We start from the raw sequence: 17,001 nt of genomic DNA on the forward strand, positions 1-17,001 counted from the left end.
CGGATAAGCCGATGGTAGAGCGGTGACGGCACACGGTGACAGGGGGTTTCCAGAAATTGGGCCCTGGCCTGCGCCATCTCCGGTCGTTCCGGCCCGGGGGGACGTCTGCCCAGTGAACGTTCAGTTATCCAGTGGAAGTTGCTGGACCAGCAGCTTTCCGGCCATGGTCACTCCGCCGTCCATCGCGATGGCGAGACCGTCGGCGTAGACATGCGGTCCCTCGACGACCGGACCGCCGTTGTCCTCGCCGTCCTCGGAGCCGACCTCGCCCAGCAGATAGGGAATCGGGCTGTGGCCGTGAACGATGCGAGTGCCGCCGTACGTATCGAGCAGGGAGCGCACGGCGTCCGAGCCGCCCTCGTCGCGGAAGGAGAAGCGCTTGGTGAACTTGCGGAACAGGTCCCAGCACTCGTCCGCGTCATTGCGGATGAGGGTCTCGCGGACGGTGTCGTTGACCTGGTCGATGGAGCGGCCGTAGTCGAGGTAGGCGGTGGTGTCGGAGTGGACGAGCAGATGCCCGTCGACCTCCTCCATGGCGTCCAGGCGGGCCATCCACTGGAGGTGGTGGTCCTGGAGGCGGTCCATGTCGGTCTTCTGCCCGCCGTTGAGCAGCCAGGCCGCCTGGAAGGTGGCGGTGCCCGCACCGGAGTTGACGGGGGTGTCGGAGAACCGCTTGGCGCCGATCAGCAGCAGTTCGTGATTGCCCATCAGGGCCTTGCAGTAGCCGCCGGCCGCGGCCGCCTCGGCGGACAGCCGCATCACGAGGTCGATGACGCCGATGCCGTCGGGTCCGCGGTCGGTGAAGTCGCCGAGGAACCACAGCCGGGCGGTGCCCGCGCACCAGTTGCCCGCGGCGTCGATCAGGCCCTTCTCCCGCAGCGCGGCCATCAGTTCGTCGAGGTAGCCGTGGACGTCGCCGACGACGAACAGGGGGCCGGGACCGCTGCTTTGCGGCACGGTCTGCGCGGCCATCGGCGCGAGGGGCACCTGGAGCGTGTCACCGCGGCGGTTGATGACGGGCAGATCGCGCCGGGTGGGGGTGTACCCCTCCGGGTGTCCCTCCTCCGCCGGCGGCGCGGCGTCGCCCGGGTGCGCGCCGTCTCCCGAGTGCACGGCGATGACGTCCGGATGCGAGCGCTGGACGTACGGACCGGTCTCGTGGACGTAAGCGGGTACCCGGAAGTCGCGCAACGTCGCCGTCCGCTCCACCTCGGGTCCCTGACCGGCCCCCTGAGTCATCAGACCCCTCCACCATCGCGCCGCATCTGCACCGCGTCGGACTGCCTGGTCGCAGCGGCCCGCGGTGTCGTGGGCCCATCATAGGAATGCGGATCGCGCCATGTGATGTCCCAGGGGTGGTGAATCGGAGCAGTGCTCCGGTTCACCGCGGCTTTCGCCCCGGTTGGGCAGGGCTTCTACCGCCTGCCTTCCGGTCGGGTTCTACTGCTCCTCGGGTGACCGCGGCGGACTGACGGTCGTCCGCGGCGGACGTCGCTGGGAAGAGGTACGCACGATCAACTCGGTCGGTATCACCTGCTCGACCGGTTGATCCGATTCGACCCCCTCGATCGCGTCGATGAGGAGCTGCACCACCGCCGTGCCGATCCGCCGCGGTTTGAGCGAGAGCGTCGTGATGGGCGGCTCGGTGTTGGCGTAGACGGTGGACTCGCTGCAACAGACCAGCAGCAGGTCGTCCGGGACCCGCAGCCCGTAGCGCCGGGCGGCGGCGAGCAGATCGGTGCCGTTGGGGTCGAACAGACCGTAGACGGCGTCCGGGCGGTCGGGGCGGGCCAGCAGCCGGTCGGCGGCCACCGCGCCCGCGCACGGATCGTGCGCCGGGTAGGCCTCGTACACCGGGTCCTGGCCGACCCGTTCGCACCAGCGGAGGTAGGCGGTGGTGGACAGATGGGTGTACGTGTCCGTCGTGGTCCCGGTCAGCAGGCCGATCCGGCGGGCGCCGGCGTCGGCGAGGTGGTCCAGGATGCCGAGGACGGCGGCCTCGTGGTCGTTGTCGACCCAGGCGGTGACCGGCAGCGAGCCGACCGGGCGGCCGTCGGAGACGACCGGTAAACCCTGTCGGACCAGTTCACTGACGACCGGGTCCTGGTCGGACGGGTCGATGACCACGGTGCCGTCCAGGGCGACGTTGGACCACACGTCGTGGCGGGAGGTCGCGGGCAGGATGACCAGGGCGTAACCGCGGGCGAGTGCCGCGGAGGTGGCGGCGCGGGCCATCTCGGCGAAGTAGGCGAACTCGGTGAAGGTGAAAGGTTCATCCCCGTACGTCGTCACGGTCAGGCCGATGAGTCCTGACTTGCCGGTACGGAGGGTTCGGGCCGCGGCCGACGGGCGGTAGCCCAGCCGGTCGGCGACCTCGCGGACGTGGCGTCGGGTGGCGTCGGGGAGCCGGCCCTTGCCGTTGAGGGCGTCGGAGACGGTCGTGATGGAGACTCCGGCGGCGGCGGCGACGTCTCTGATGCCTGCCCGGCCCGGCCGGTTGCCCCGGCGGGCGGTTTCCGCGCGGCTCACCTGGTGCTTCCCTGCTGCTGTCATGGCGAGCCGATAGTAGGGCTCATGCGGTGGGGTAGTGCGGACGCATATGCAGCGGTTGACAGGCACGTTTCTGCATGGTCATACACCGTCAAAAGCATTGGAATGCAAGGGAGTTGAGCCCTTCGATGGCGATGTGTGACTTGTCGGAGTGCGCACACCTGCCAAGCTCTCGATGTTTCGAAGAGGTCTCAACTCACCTTCACGGGTGATGCGCGCCACGGCGTGAGCCACCGGCGCGTAGATATATGTGTGACGCGCCCCCCGATTCGTACGGTTCGCGACGTGATGCCCGTGATGCCGGTGTGACGGAGGAGGTCTGCTCCGACCTGTACGCAGCGGGGCCGAATCCTCATAAGGTGAGAAGCATTGGAAAGCCGGTGGTGACGACGGACCGCCGGTGGTCGCGAGGAGGACTGCGGTGAGCGAGACGAGCCCCAAGCTGCGCGCCGAGCTGGAGGGTATCCCCACCTACAAGCCGGGCAAGCCCGCCGCGGCCGGCGGCCCGGTCGCCTACAAGCTGTCCTCCAACGAGAACCCCTATCCGCCGCTGCCCGGGGTGATGGAGAGCGTGACGGCCGCGGCCGCCGCCTTCAACCGCTACCCGGACATGGCGTGCACGGGTCTGATGAACGAGCTCTCGGACCGCTTCGGCGTCCCGCTCTCCCACCTGGCCACCGGCACCGGCTCGGTCGGCGTCGCCCAGCAGCTGCTCCAGGCCACCGCGGGGCCCGGCGACGAGGTCATGTACGCCTGGCGGTCGTTCGAGGCGTACCCGATCATCACGCAGATCAGCGGTGCGACCTCGGTACGGGTGCCGCTGACCTCGGGTGATGTGCACGATCTGGACGCGATGGCCGACGCGATCACCGACCGGACCCGGCTGATCTTCGTCTGCAACCCCAACAACCCCACCGGTACGGTCGTGAAGCGGCCCGAGCTGGAGCGGTTCCTGGACCGGGTGCCCGGCGATGTGCTGGTGGTGCTGGACGAGGCCTACCGTGAGTTCATCCGCGACCCCGAGGTGCCGGACGGCGTGGAGATCTACCGGGACCGGCCGAACGTCTGCGTCCTGCGCACCTTCTCCAAGGCGTACGGCCTGGCCGGGCTGCGGGTCGGCTTCGCCATCGCCCATGAGCCGGTCGCGGCGGCGCTGCGCAAGACCGCGGTGCCCTTCGGCGTGAGCCAGCTGGCGCAGGACGCGGCCGTGGCCTCGCTGCGGGCGGAGGACGAGCTGCTGGGCCGGGTCGGCTCGCTGGTCGGGGAGCGCGCTCGCGTGGTCGACACGCTGCGCGCCCAGGGCTGGACGGTGCCCGAGACCCAGGCCAACTTCGTGTGGCTGCGGCTGGGGGAGCGCACGGTCGACTTCGCGGCCGCCTGTGAGCAGCACGGCGTGGTGGTCCGGCCGTTCGCGGGCGAGGGCGTGCGGGTGACGATCGGGGAGACCGAGGCGAACGACATCTTCCTGAAGGTGACCGAGGGGTTCCGCAAGGAGCTGTGAGACCCCTTTCGTAGGGCCGAAGGACACCGGCAGAACAGGCCTCGGGACCCCCGGGGCCTGTTCCGTTGTTCGCAAGACGTACCCCCCTTCCATTGTCGAAAATCAGTACGTCATAATTGCTTGTGAATGTGAACGCGTTCACAAGCGTGTCCGGGGTGTCCCGCGATGTACGGGGCATACCGGGCAAACTTGCCGCTGTGCTGGCGGCGACGTAAGGAGACTGACGACGTGGATCTGGCTCTGGCGCCGGAGACTCTGGCGCGATGGCAGTTCGGCATCACCACCGTCTACCACTTCCTGTTCGTCCCTTTGACGATCTCGCTCGCCGCCCTCACGGCCGGCCTTCAGACCGCCTGGGTGCGCACGGAGAAGGAGAAGTACCTCAGAGCCACCAAGTTCTGGGGCAAGCTCTTCCTGATCAACATCGCGATGGGCGTGGTCACGGGCATCGTGCAGGAGTTCCAGTTCGGCATGAACTGGTCCGACTACTCGCGCTTCGTCGGCGACGTCTTCGGCGCCCCGCTCGCCTTCGAGGCCCTGATCGCGTTCTTCTTCGAGTCCACGTTCATCGGCCTGTGGATCTTCGGCTGGGACAGGCTGCCGAAGAAGATCCACCTCGCCTGCATGTGGATGGTGTCGATCGGCACGATCCTGTCGGCCTACTTCATCCTCGCGGCCAACTCGTGGATGCAGCACCCGGTCGGCTACAAGATCAACGAGGCGCGGGGCCGGGCCGAACTCACCGACTTCTGGCTGGTCCTGACCCAGAACACCGCGCTGGCCCAGGCCTTCCACACCCTCTCCGCCGCCTTCCTCACCGGTGGCGCCTTCATGGTCGGCATCTCCGCCTTCCATCTGCTGCGCAAGAAGCACATCCGCGAGATGAAGACCTCGCTGCGGCTCGGCCTGGTCACGGTCGCCATCGGCGGTCTGCTCACCGCGGTCAGCGGTGACGTCCTCGGCAAGATCATGTACGAGCAGCAGCCGATGAAGATGGCCGCCGCCGAGGCCCTGTGGGACGGCGAGGCGCCCGCGCCCTTCTCGGTCTTCGCCTACGGCGATGTCGACGAGGGCCACAACAAGGTCGCCATAGAGATCCCCGGCCTGCTGTCCTTCCTGGCCAAGGACGACTTCAGCTCGTTCGTCCCCGGTATCCACGACGTCCAGAAGGCCGAGGAGGCGCAGTTCGGGCCCGGCGACTACCGGCCCAACATCCCGGTCGCCTACTGGGGCTTCCGCTGGATGATCGGCTTCGGCATGACGTCCTTCGCCATCGGCCTGGCCGGACTCTGGATGACCCGGAAGAAGTTCCTGCTGCCGCAGCACCTGCGGGTCGGTGACGACGAGGTGCCGCATCTGGTGCTGCTCCCGAAGAAGGCACTCGGCCCGAAGCTCACCAAGTGGTACTGGCGCATCGCGATCTGGACCCTGGCCTTCCCGCTGATCGCCAACTCCTGGGGCTGGATCTTCACCGAGATGGGCCGCCAGCCGTGGGTCGTCTACGGCGTGCTCAAGACCCGCGACGCGGTCTCCCCCGGTGTCTCCCAGGGCGAGGTCCTCACCTCGATGATCGTCTTCACCGCGCTCTACGCCGTCCTCGCCGTGATCGAGGTCAAGCTGCTCGTGAAGTACATCAAGGCCGGTCCGCCCGAGCTCACCGAGTCCGACCTCAACCCGCCCACGAAGATCGGCGGCGACTCCCGTGACGCCGACAAGCCGATGGCCTTCTCCTACTAGGCCGAGGGAGCTGCACAGTCATGGAACTGCACGACGTCTGGTTCGTCCTGATCGCCGTCCTGTGGACCGGCTACTTCTTCCTGGAGGGCTTCGACTTCGGGGTCGGCATCCTCACCAAGCTGCTGGCCCGGAACCGGCCCGAGAAGCGGGTGCTGATCAACACCATCGGCCCCGTCTGGGACGGCAACGAGGTGTGGCTGCTGACCGCCGGCGGCGCGACCTTCGCCGCCTTCCCCGAGTGGTACGCCACGCTCTTCTCCGGGTTCTATCTGCCGCTGCTGATCATCCTGGTCTCGCTGATCGTCCGGGGCGTGGCCTTCGAGTACCGGGCCAAGCGGCCGGAGGAGAAGTGGCAGCGCAACTGGGAGTCCGCGATCTTCTGGTCCTCGCTGATCCCGGCGTTCCTGTGGGGCGTGGCCTTCGGCAACATCGTGCGCGGCGTGAAGATCGACCAGGACTTCGAGTACGTCGGCAACGTCTGGGACCTGCTCAACCCGTACGCCCTGATCGGCGGGCTGGTGACGCTGACGCTGTTCACCTTCCACGGTGCGGTGTTCGTGGCGCTCAAGACCGTCGGGGACATCCGGGAGCGGGCGCGGAAGCTGGCGCTTCAGGTCGGTCTGGCCGCGGCCGTGGTCGCTCTGGTCTTCCTGCTGTGGACGCAGATCGACAGCGGCGACGGCGGCAGCCTGGTCGCCCTGGTGGTGGCCGTGGCCGCACTGGTGGCGGCGCTGGTGGCCAATCAGGCCGGGCGTGACGGCTGGGCGTTCGCCCTGTCCGGCGTCACCATCGTGGCTGCCGTGGCGATGCTGTTCCTGACGCTCTTCCCGAACGTCATGCCGTCCTCGCTGAACGACGAGTGGAGCCTGACGGTCACCAACGCCTCGTCCAGCCCGTACACACTGAAGATCATGACCTGGTGCGCGGCGATCGCCACACCGATCGTCCTGCTCTACCAGAGCTGGACCTACTGGGTGTTCCGCAAGCGCATCGGTACCCAGCACATCGCCGCCGATATCGCCCACTGAGGTGTGTTTCACGTGAAACCAATCGATCCACGGCTGCTGCGTTACGCCCGGGCCACCCGGATGTTCCTGGTGGCCGTGGTCGGCCTGGGGGTGGTCGGGGCCCTGCTGGTCGTCGGCCAGGCGATGCTCATCGCCGAGGTCGTCGTCGGCGCCTTCCAGCACGGGCTGGCGGTGAGCGAACTCGCCACTCCCCTGCTGCTGTTGGCGGCCGTCGCGGTCGGCCGGGCCGTGGTGGCCTGGCTCACCGAACTGGCCGCCCACCGGGCGAGCGCGGCGGTCAAGTCGGAGCTGCGGGGGCGGCTGCTGGAGCGCGCCGCCGCACTGGGGCCAGGGTGGCTCGGCGGGCAGCGGACGGGGTCGCTGGTGGCGCTGGCGACCCGCGGGGTCGATGCCCTGGACGACTACTTCTCGCGCTATCTGCCGCAGCTCGGGCTCGCTGTGGTGGTGCCGGTGGCGGTGCTCGCCCGGATCGTCACCGAGGACTGGGTCTCGGCGGCCATCATCGTCGGCACGCTGCCCCTGATCCCGGTCTTCATGATGCTGATCGGCTGGGCCACCCAGTCCCGGATGGACCGTCAGTGGCGGCTGCTGTCCCGGCTGTCCGGGCACTTCCTGGACGTCGTCGCGGGCCTGCCGACGCTGAAGGTGTTCGGCCGGGCCAAGGCGCAGGCCGAGTCGATCCGGCGGATCACCGGCGAGTACCGGCAGGCGACGATGCGGACCCTGCGCATCGCCTTCCTGTCCTCCTTCGCGCTGGAACTGCTGGCCACGATCTCCGTCGCCCTGGTCGCCGTGACGATCGGCATGCGGCTCGTGCACGGCGAGATGGATCTGTACGTCGGTCTCGTCATCCTGGTGCTGGCGCCCGAGGCGTATCTGCCGCTGCGGCAGGTGGGCGCGCAGTACCACGCGGCGGCGGAGGGTCTTGCGGCGGCCGAGGAGATCTTCGCGGTGCTGGAGACGCCGGTACCGGACTCCGGGAGCCAGGATGTCCCGGCGGGCGGTGCGCTGGCTTTCGAGGGCGTGACCGTCCGCTATCCCGGCCGGTCCGGGGATGCCGTGTCGGACGTGTCCTTCGTCGTCGAGCCCGGGGAGACCGTGGCGCTCGTCGGGCCGAGCGGTGCGGGCAAGTCGACGCTGCTGAATGTGCTGTTGGGGTTCGTGCGGCCGGCCGAGGGGCGGGTGCGGATCGGGGGCGCCGACCTCACCGAACTGGACCTGAAGCGCTGGCGGGCGCGGATCGCATGGGTGCCGCAGCGGCCGCATCTGTTCGCCGGGACCATCACCGAGAACGTCCGCCTGGCCCGCCCCGACGCCGACGACAGCGCCGTGGCGCGCGCGTTGGAGGACGCCGGGGCACGGGAGTTCGTGGCCGCGCTGCCCCAAGGTGCCGACACCCTGCTCGGCGAGGACGGCGCCGGGCTGTCCGCCGGGCAGCGGCAACGGCTGGCCCTCGCCCGGGCGTTCCTGGCCGACCGGCCCGTGCTGCTGCTCGACGAGCCCACGGCCGCGCTGGACGGGGAGACCGAGGCGGAAGTCGTGGCGGCGGTACGGCGTCTTGCGGTCGGGCGGACGGTCCTGCTGGTGGTACACCGGCCGGCGCTGCTGGGGGTGGCCGACCGTGTGGTCCGACTGACCGAGCCGGTTCTCCCCACCCACCCGCCCCTTTCAAGGGAGAGGTCCCTTGAACCCTCGGGGAGCGGGGTGGCGTGGGCAGAGGGGGATCCGCAGGGGCGTGTTGCCGGGGACCTCGTGGAGGAGGCAGGGAGGGACCGCGGCGTTCTCGCCCGGGTTCGGGCCATGTCCGGTGCCCGTCGTGGCAGGCTTGCCCTCGCGTTGCTGCTCGGCAGTCTCGCCCTCGGTAGTGCTGTCGGGCTGATGGCCACCTCCGGGTGGCTCATCTCGCGGGCCTCGCAACAGCCGCCCGTGCTCTATCTGATGGTGGCCGTGACGGCGACGCGCGCCTTCGGTATCGGGCGGGCCGTCTTCCGGTACGGCGAGCGGCTGGTGTCGCACGACGCCGTGCTGCGGATGCTCGCTGATACCCGGGTCGCCGTCTACCGGCGGCTGGAGCGGCTGGCGCCCGCCGGGCTGCGTACGACCCGGCGCGGGGATCTGCTCTCCCGGCTCGTCGCCGATGTGGACGCCCTCCAGGACTACTGGCTGCGCTGGCTGTTGCCCGCCGGAGCCGCGGCGGCCGTGTCCGCCGTGTCCGTCGGTTTCACGGCCTGGCTGCTGCCCGAGGCGGGCGCCGTGCTCGCCGTAGGACTGCTGGCCGCCGGAGCCGGAGTCCCGCTCGTCACCGGCGCCGTGGCCCGCCGCGCCGAGCGCCGGCTGGCCCCCGCCCGGGGCGTGCTGGCGACCCGCGTGACCGATCTGCTCACCGGAACCGCCGAACTGACCGTCGCGGGCGCCCTGCCCGCCCGTACCGCCGAAGCGCGACGGGCCGACGGAACGCTCACCGCCATCGCCTCGCGCGCCGCCACCGCCACCGCGCTCGGCGACGGACTCACCGCGCTGCTGTCCGGCCTGACCGTCGCCGCCACCGCCCTCGTGGGCGCCCAGGGCGTCGCCGACGGACGGCTGAGCGGAGTCGCCATGGCCGTGGTCGTCCTCACCCCGCTCGCCGCCTTCGAGGCGGTCCTAGGGCTGCCGCTCGCCGTGCAGTACCGCCAGCGGGTGCGCCGAAGCGCCGAGCGGGTCTACGAGGTGCTGGACGCCCCCGAGCCCGTACGGGAGCCGGAGCGGCCCCGGCAGGCGCCCGCCTCGCCCTTCCCGGTCGTGCTGAAGGACCTCACCGCCCGGCACGCCGGGCAGGACCGGGACGCGCTCGCCGGGCTCGATCTGACCCTGGAGGAGGGCCGCCGGATCGCCGTGGTCGGGCCGTCCGGCTCGGGCAAGACGACGCTGGCCCAGGTGCTGCTGCGGTTCCTGGACGCACGGGCGGGCGCGTACACGCTCGGCGGTGTCGACGCCGGCGCCGTGGACGGGGACGACGTACGGCGGCTGGTGGGGCTGTGCGCGCAGGACGCGCACCTCTTCGACAGCTCGGTGCGCGAGAACCTGCTGCTCGCGAGGAAGGACGCCACCGAGGACGACCTGCGGGACGCCCTCAGGCGCGCCCGGCTGCTGGACTGGGCCGACGGACTGCCCGAGGGCCTGGACACGCTGGTCGGCGAGCACGGGGCCCGGCTCTCCGGTGGGCAGCGGCAACGGCTGGCGCTGGCGCGGGCCCTGCTCGCCGACTTCCCCGTGCTGGTGCTCGACGAGCCCGCCGAACATCTCGACCTGCCCACCGCCGACGCGCTCACCGCCGATCTGCTGGCGGCCACCGAGGGCCGTACGACCCTGCTCATCACCCACCGGCTGGCCGGTCTCGACGCCGTGGACGAGGTCGTCGTCCTCGACCGGGGCCGGGTGGCGCAGCGCGGCTCCTACGCGGAGTTGGCGGCGGTGGAGGGGCCGTTGCGGGCGATGGTGGCGCGGGAGGAGCAGGCGGACCTGCTGGTGTCGGCGCCGGCGCCGAGTTGACGGCCCGGCCCCCCGTCCGGACCAACCGTTCCCCCAGCCGTACGACTTGAACAGGACCCCGAACCCCCGCGCGGGCCACGATCGCTGACATGCGCTCATCTCGCCGTCATCCGCTGCTCGTCCCGGCGCTGCTGTGCGCGCTCGCCGTGCTCGCCGCCCGTCCCACCGACGCCTCCGACACGGGCGGCGACTCCGGGCTCAGCGCGGAGGTGGCGCGGCTGTACGAGGACGCGGCCGTCGCGACCCGTCAGTACGAGGCCGGACGGCAGGAGGCGGACGCACAGCGGGCGCGGGCCCAGCGGTTCGAGGCGCTGCTGGACCAACGGCGGGCGGAGATCGCCGTACTGCACGAGGACCTGGGCCGGATCGCGCGCGCCCAGTACCGCGACGGCGGCGGGATGCCGGTCACCGCGCAGATCATCCTCGCCCGCAGCCCCGACGAGCTGATGCGCGGTCAGCATGTCTTCTCCCGCACCAACGTGGCCGTCAACAACGCCATCGACAAGAGCCGCAGGGCAGAGGCACGGCTCGTCGCCGACCAGGAGAAGGCCTCGGCGGCCTGGCGGGACCTGGACCGGCGGAACACCGAGCTCGCCGTCCTGAAGCGGGACATCGAGGGGAAGCTGGAGGAGGCCCGCGAGCAGCTCCAGGGCCGCGCGGACGCCTCGGTGGCGGCCGGTTCGTGCCGGGGCGCGGTACGGCTCGACCAGCCGGAGACCCACTTCGCCACCCGCTGGGTCGCACCGGTGGAGACCTACGAGCTGTCCGCGTCCTACGGCAGCGGTGGGGAGCGCTGGGCGCGGCGGCACACCGGGCAGGACTTCGCGGTGCCGATCGGCACACCGGTGCGCGCGGTCGGCGAGGGCCGTGTGGCGCGGGTGTCCTGCGGTGGCCCGTTCGGCGTCGAGATCGTGCTGGAGCACGCGGGCGGCTACTACACGCAGTACGCCCATCTCGCCGCCGTCGCCGTCGACCAGGGGGAGCGGGTGAGCACCGGGCAGTGGATCGGGCAGTCCGGCACCACCGGCAACTCCACCGGACCGCATCTGCACTTCGAGGTCCGGGTCACCCCGGAGTCCGGCTCGGCGGTGGATCCCGCGTCCTGGCTCGCGGACCGGGGCGTGCCCCTCGGCTAACGCTCCGCCAGCAACTGCTCGATCACGACCGCCACTCCGTCCTCGTTGTTGGCGACCGTCCGTCCCGAGGCCGCGGCGATCACGTCCGGGTGGGCGTTGCCCATCGCGTAGGACTGTCCGGCCCAGGTGAGCATCTCGACGTCGTTCGGCATGTCCCCGAAGGCCACGACCTCCTCGTGCGAGATCCCGCGCTCGGCACAGCACAGGGCGAGCGTGCTCGCCTTGGAGACGCCGGGGCCGCTGATCTCCAGCAGGGCGCTGGGGCTGGACCGGGTGACGTTGGCGCGGTCGCCGATGGCGAGGCGGGCCAGGGTGAGGAAGGCGTCCGGTTCGAGGTCGGGGTGGTAGGCGAGGATCTTGAGCACCGGCTCGTCGGCGTGCGGGGCGTCCTCGGCGAGCAGCCGCTCGGCGGGGGCCAGGCTGTCGGGGATCTCCATGTGCAGCTTCGGGTACTCCGGCTCCTGGTGGAAGCCGTAGGTCTGCTCGATGGCGTAGACGGTGCCGGGCGCCGCGTCGCGCAGATGTCGTACGGCGTCCAGGGCGTTCGCGCGGGCCAGCTCGCGCACCATCACGAACCGGTGGGCGCCGGGGCCGCCGTGCAGGTCGACCACCGCGGCGCCGTTTCCGCAGATCGCCAGGCCGTGGCCGTGGACATGGTCGCTGACGACGTCCATCCAGCGGGCGGGCCGGCCGGTCACGAAGAAGACCTCGATGCCCGCCTCCTCGGCGGCGGCGAGGGCCGCGACCGTACGGGGGGAGACCGACTTGTCGTCGCGCAGCAGCGTGCCGTCGAGATCGGTGGCGATCAGCCGGGGCGGGAGAGCGGCGGCCGGGGTCTCGTGCTGTCGAGTCGCTGAGGTCACCGCGCCATTGTCCCGCATATGCCCGCACGCCCGTGCGGGAGTGTGCACATCTGAGGGGCGAGGGGTCTCACCTGCGCCTCGGCTCACTCGAACCTGCACCCCGGCTCACTTGAGCTGCGCCGTCGCCTCCATGGCGATCTGCTCGAAGACCTTCTCGTCCGTGGCGAAGTCGGAGTCCGGGATCGGCCAGTGGACCACGATCTCGGTGAAGCCCAGCTCGCGGTGGCGGCCCGCGAAGTCCACGAACGCGTCCAGGGACTGAAGCGGACGGGTCCGGTCGGGGGTGAAACCGGTGAGCAGGACCTTGTCCATCGCGGCCACGTCCCGGCCGATCGCGGCGCAGGCGTCGGCGAGCTTCTCGACCTGTCCGCGAATGGCTTGAACCGACTGTTCAGGAGTGCCGTTCTCGTACAGCTTCGGGTCGCCCGTGGTCACCCAGGCCTGTCCGTGGCGGGCGGCGAGCCGCAGTCCGCGCGGGCCGGTCGCGGCGATCGCGAAGGGCAGCCGGGGGCGCTGGACGCAGCCGGGGATGTTGCGGGCCTCGTGGGCGGAGTAGAAGTCGCCCTCGTAGGAGACGGCGTCCTCGGTGAGGAGGCGGTCCAGGAGCGGGACGAACTCGGCGAGCCGGTCGGCGCGCTCGCGCGGGGTCCAGGGTTCCTGGCCGAGGGCGGTGGCGTCGAAGCCGGTGCCGCCGGCGCCGATGCCGAGGGTGATCCGGCCGCCGGAGATGTCGTCGAGGGAGATCAGGTCCTTGGCGAGGGTCACCGGGTGCCGGAAGTTCGGCGAGGTCACCAGGGTGCCGAGCCGGAGATGATCGGTGACGGCCGCGGCGGCGGTCAGGGTGGGCACGGCACCGAACCACGGGCCGTCCCGGAAGCTGCGCCAGGACAGGTGGTCGTAGGTGTAGGCGGTGTGGAAGCCGAGCTGTTCCGCCCGCTGCCAAGCCTCACGGCCCCCCTCGTGCCAGCGGCGGTACGGGAGGATCACGGTGCTCAGACGCAGACTCATGATTCGAGCGTATGCGGCCGAATGGGTTTCACGTGAAACGGTCACTGTGTGCCGTGGCGTGACTCCGGAAAGCGCAGGTACTCGGGGGGAACGGCCTGAGTCAGCCAGACGCCGTTCGCGCTGACGTGGAAGACATGGCCGTCGCGGTGCATGGCGCCGCTGTCGACCGCGAGGACGACCGGACGACCCCTGCGGGCGCCCACCCGGGTCGCGGTCTCCCGGTCGGCCGACAGATGGACGTCATGGCGGTTCATCGGCCGCAGGCCCTCCGTGCGGATCGCGTCCAGGGAGCGGGCCACCGTGCCGTGGTACAGGTACGGCGGCGGGGTCGCCGGGGGCAGGCCCAGCTCGACCTCGATGCTGTGGCCCTGGCTGGCCCGGATGCGGGTGCCGTCGATGGCGAAGCGGCGTTTGTCGTTCGTGGCGACCACGTGGTCCAGCTCTTGTCTGGTGAACCGGAAGCCGTGGGCCGTCGCCGCGGCGATGAGGGTGTCGATCTCCACCCAGCCGCCCTCGTCGAGGGTGAGGCCGATGCGCTCGGGCTGGTGCCGGAGGTGCTTGGAGAGGTACTTCGACACCCGTACCGTGCGGCGCTCGTCCGGGGTCCGTTCCGGGGGTCTCTCGTTCATCCGCTCAGGGTGGCGGGAGAGACCCGAATCACGCGAATGATTTTGCCGACGATGTTTGGTCCACAGCCAAGTGCGGTTATCCACAGGGGAATTGGCAGTTCTGTGGACAACGAGCCGCCGATACAAGGGGTTTCGTCAAGATCCGTTGACGCGCGGAACGTTGGCGAACTCCCTTGTCACATCGGCGGCTTGACCCGTGCGAGCCTCCGCAGCGCCCCCGGCGCGAACCGCGCCAGCAGATGCGCCCCACGCGCCTCAGGAGTCACCGGAACGACCGCCTCGTTGTTGACGATTCCGCGCAGAATCGCCTCCGCGACCTTCTCCGGCGGGTAGTTGCGCAGGCCGTACAGCCGGGCCGACTTCTTCTGCCGACGGGCCTCCTCCTCCGCGTCAACTCCCGCGTGACGAGCCGTCGATGTGATGTTGGTGTTCACCAGCCCGGGGCAGATCGCCGTAACTCCGATGCCCTGATCCGCCAGTTCGGCGCGCAGGCACTCGCTCAGCATCAGTACCGCCGCCTTGCTGGTGCTGTAGGCGGGCAGTGCCCGGGACGGCTGATAGGCCGCCGCCGAGGCGGTGTTGACGATGTGGCCGCCCTGGCCGCGCTCGGCCATCTGCCGGCCGAACAGTCGGCACCCGTGGATCACGCCCCACAGATTGACGTCCAGCACCTTGCGCCAGTCGTCGGACGTCGTGTCCAGGAAGGAGCCCGCGAGGCCGATCCCGGCGTTGTTCACCAGGACGTCCACCACGCCGTAATCCGTGGCGACCTTCGCCGCGAGCTTCTCCATCGCCTGCTCGTCGGAGACGTCAACGGTCTCCGCCCAGGCGTCCGTTGCGCCGACCAGGCGGCACATCTCCGCCGTACGGGCCGCCGCCTCGCCGTCCCGGTCGACGGCCACCACGCGAGCGCCGGCCTCGGCGAACGCGTACGCCGTCGCCCGGCCGATCCCGCTGCCCGCACCGGTGATCAGGACCAACTGGCCCCCGAAACGGTCGGCATGGGGGCCGGATGCGGTCCGAGGCTCCTGGCGTCCGCCCTCCACCGACGTCACGAACTCGCCGACCCAGGAGGCCAGCCGGTCGGGACGCGTCCGCGGCACCCAGTGCTTCGCCGGCAGCGTCCGCCGCGTCAACTGCGGAGCCCACAGCTCCAGTTCGTCGTAGAGCCGCTCGGAGAGGAAGGCGTCGCCGAGCGGTGTGATCAGCTGCACCGGCGCATGAGCGAAGGCGTCGGCGCGCGGGCGGAGCAGCCGCGGCCGTACGTTGTCGCGGTACAGCCACGCCCCGTGCGCCGCGTCCGAAGACAGGGACGACGTCGGGTAGTTGTCCGACGGGACCTTCTCCATCCGGGACATGATCCGCGGCCAGGTCCTGCCCAGCGGTCCCCGCCACGCCAGTTCCGGCAGGACCGGGGTGTGCAGCAGGTAGACGTACCAGGACTTGGCGCCCTGGCCGAGGAGTTGGCCCACCCGGCGCGGGGTCGGGCGCTTCATCCGCCGCTGGATCCAGTGGCCGAAGTGGTCAAGGGACGGTCCCGACAGGGAGGTGAAGGACGCGATCCTGCCCTCCGTGCGCTTGACCGTCACGAACTCCCAGGACTGCACCGAGCCCCAGTCGTGGCCCACCAGATGCACCGGACGGTCCGGGCTCACCGCGTCCGCGACGGCCAGGAAGTCGTCCGTCAGCTTCTCCAGCGTGAACCCGCCCCGCAGCGGCTGCGGGGCCGTGGACCGGCCGTGGCCGCGGACGTCGTACAGCACGACATGGAAGCGGTCGGCGAGCCGGCCGGCCACCTCCGACCAGACCTCCTTGCTGTCCGGGTAGCCATGCACGAGCAGCACGGTCGGCTGCGCCGGGTCGCCCAGCTCCGCCACGCACAGCTCGACCCCACCGGTCCGCACCCAGCGCTCACGCGCGCCCTGAAGCGTCATTTCTCCTCCGCCCAGCGCCGCACGTGCGGCAGATCGTCGTCCAGCCAGAAGGCGCTCTCCGCCGGGTCCGCGGAGTCGGTGACCACCAGGATCTCCTCGAACTTCGCGCCCGTACCCCGGAACCCGAGATGCGGTTCGACCGCCCACAGCCCAGGCTGCGGCGGATGGTCGGAGAAGCGGTACGGCGACCACAGCGGGGACCAGCCCTCGCGGTGGCCGTGCAGCGCGTCGGCGGCCAGGCCCTTCAGGGACTGCGTGCCGAACCCGAACAGCCGTGGTGACCAGCGGCGTTCACGCACCCGGTCGACCTTGTGGGCGATCACGCCGAAGGGGTAGGCGCGATGCCGGTTGGCGTAGCCCTGGCGGACCATGAGCCGGTCCACGTCCTCGTAGATCTCCTGGAGCGACCGGCGCTCGCGCACCTCGGCGAGGATCAGTTCGCGGTGCGCCCGGAGGTCGTCCATCAGCTTGTTCTGGACCTGGTTCACGCCGAGCGAGCCGGAATAGCCGATGTCGGCGGTGAAACCCTCGTACACCGGGGCCATGTCGAGGATGAACGGCATCCCCGGCTCCAGCCTGCGGTTGGTCGGGAAGAACTGGAGCGGGATGCGGAAGTTCACGAACGCCGTGCGGTCGCCGAACCAGGCGAAGGGCATGTGGAACCAGTCCCGCACCCCGCGCTCCGCCAGCCACTCGCGCTGCATCCGCGCGGCCTCACGCTCGGTGACACCCGGCTCCAGCCGGGCCGCCACCGCCTCCGCGCACTCGTAGGCGAGGCGCTGCACTCTTCGGAAACCTTGCAGCTCCGTCGAGCGTTCACTGGTCACTGCCGTAGCCATGGCACCCCGTCCCACCGGTTGCGGTACGCGCTCGTAACTTGACACCCGAAATCTGGCACTTGTTAGACCCAGCGTCAATAGGAAGGGGTGGACGGCCCCACGACGGTCGCCCCACGACGGCCGTCCCAGGGTTCCCGTTGTTCGACCTCAGGGGGACCCCTAAGGACCCGTACGACTCCAGAGGGACCCCAAGACGGCTCCACGGTCTGACGACCGACGTGTTCCGCGTCACTACTGTCTATGCC

The 17,001-nt window shown here is 70.4% G+C and carries 12 protein-coding genes; 5 read left to right on the forward strand and 7 right to left on the reverse strand.

Features of this window, described 5'->3' with window-relative positions:
* Nucleotides 1-120 precede the first annotated feature (120 nt).
* Together BN159_RS22510 and BN159_RS22515 are read right to left on the reverse strand one after the other, a co-directional pair.
* Nucleotides 121-1,239: a metallophosphoesterase gene (locus BN159_RS22510; protein WP_015659304.1), complete on the reverse strand. Its 1,119-nt coding sequence runs from the start codon at nucleotides 1,237-1,239 to the stop codon at nucleotides 121-123.
* A 201-nt stretch (nucleotides 1,240-1,440) separates the two neighbouring features.
* Entirely contained in the window at nucleotides 1,441-2,553 is a 1,113-nt protein-coding gene (locus BN159_RS22515) for a LacI family DNA-binding transcriptional regulator (protein WP_041819657.1), read from the reverse strand.
* Between the two features lie 418 nt (nucleotides 2,554-2,971).
* Here BN159_RS22515 and hisC point away from each other — a divergent pair, with 418 nt between their 5' ends.
* The 5 genes from hisC to BN159_RS22540 all read left to right on the forward strand — a co-directional run bounded on the left by hisC (nucleotide 2,972) and on the right by BN159_RS22540 (nucleotide 11,483).
* Nucleotides 2,972-4,051, forward strand: coding sequence for a histidinol-phosphate transaminase (hisC, locus tag BN159_RS22520; RefSeq protein ID WP_015659306.1), 1,080 nt, complete (start codon nucleotides 2,972-2,974; stop codon nucleotides 4,049-4,051).
* Nucleotides 4,052-4,279: 228 nt separating this feature from the next.
* Nucleotides 4,280-5,788 carry a cytochrome ubiquinol oxidase subunit I gene (locus tag BN159_RS22525; RefSeq protein ID WP_015659307.1) on the forward strand — a complete coding sequence of 503 codons (1,509 nt, stop codon included), beginning with the start codon at nucleotides 4,280-4,282 and terminating at the stop codon, nucleotides 5,786-5,788.
* Nucleotides 5,789-5,808: 20 nt separating this feature from the next.
* Nucleotides 5,809-6,816: a cytochrome d ubiquinol oxidase subunit II gene (gene cydB / locus BN159_RS22530; RefSeq protein ID WP_015659308.1), complete on the forward strand. Its 1,008-nt coding sequence runs from the start codon at nucleotides 5,809-5,811 to the stop codon at nucleotides 6,814-6,816.
* Between the two features lie 12 nt (nucleotides 6,817-6,828).
* Nucleotides 6,829-10,347 carry a thiol reductant ABC exporter subunit CydD gene (gene cydD, locus BN159_RS22535; RefSeq protein ID WP_015659309.1) on the forward strand — a complete coding sequence of 1,173 codons (3,519 nt, stop codon included), beginning with the start codon at nucleotides 6,829-6,831 and terminating at the stop codon, nucleotides 10,345-10,347.
* A gap of 89 nt (nucleotides 10,348-10,436) precedes the next feature.
* Nucleotides 10,437-11,483, forward strand: coding sequence for a M23 family metallopeptidase (locus tag BN159_RS22540; protein WP_015659310.1), 1,047 nt, complete (start codon nucleotides 10,437-10,439; stop codon nucleotides 11,481-11,483).
* Here the strand turns inward: BN159_RS22540 and BN159_RS22545 are convergent.
* The 5 genes from BN159_RS22545 to BN159_RS22565 form a co-directional block, all read right to left on the reverse strand.
* Nucleotides 11,480-12,346, reverse strand: coding sequence for a Cof-type HAD-IIB family hydrolase (locus tag BN159_RS22545; protein ID WP_041821708.1), 867 nt, complete (start codon nucleotides 12,344-12,346; stop codon nucleotides 11,480-11,482). The genes BN159_RS22540 and BN159_RS22545 overlap by 4 nt on opposite strands.
* 105 nt (nucleotides 12,347-12,451) lie before the next feature.
* Complete coding sequence (locus BN159_RS22550) at nucleotides 12,452-13,354, reverse strand: LLM class flavin-dependent oxidoreductase (RefSeq protein ID WP_015659312.1); 903 nt, start codon at nucleotides 13,352-13,354, stop codon at nucleotides 12,452-12,454.
* 41 nt (nucleotides 13,355-13,395) lie between these two features.
* A complete protein-coding gene (locus BN159_RS22555) occupies nucleotides 13,396-13,983 on the reverse strand; it encodes an RNA 2'-phosphotransferase (RefSeq protein ID WP_015659313.1) in 588 nt (195 codons plus the stop codon).
* Nucleotides 13,984-14,159: 176 nt separating this feature from the next.
* Nucleotides 14,160-15,917: an SDR family oxidoreductase gene (locus BN159_RS22560; protein ID WP_015659314.1), complete on the reverse strand. Its 1,758-nt coding sequence runs from the start codon at nucleotides 15,915-15,917 to the stop codon at nucleotides 14,160-14,162.
* Nucleotides 15,914-16,756 carry a M24 family metallopeptidase gene (locus BN159_RS22565; RefSeq protein WP_015659315.1) on the reverse strand — a complete coding sequence of 281 codons (843 nt, stop codon included), beginning with the start codon at nucleotides 16,754-16,756 and terminating at the stop codon, nucleotides 15,914-15,916. The genes BN159_RS22560 and BN159_RS22565 overlap by 4 nt, the downstream gene beginning before the upstream one ends.
* Nucleotides 16,757-17,001: the final 245 nt, after the last annotated feature.

This window comes from Streptomyces davaonensis JCM 4913, from assembly GCF_000349325.1.
Taxonomy (GTDB): domain Bacteria; phylum Actinomycetota; class Actinomycetes; order Streptomycetales; family Streptomycetaceae; genus Streptomyces; species Streptomyces davaonensis.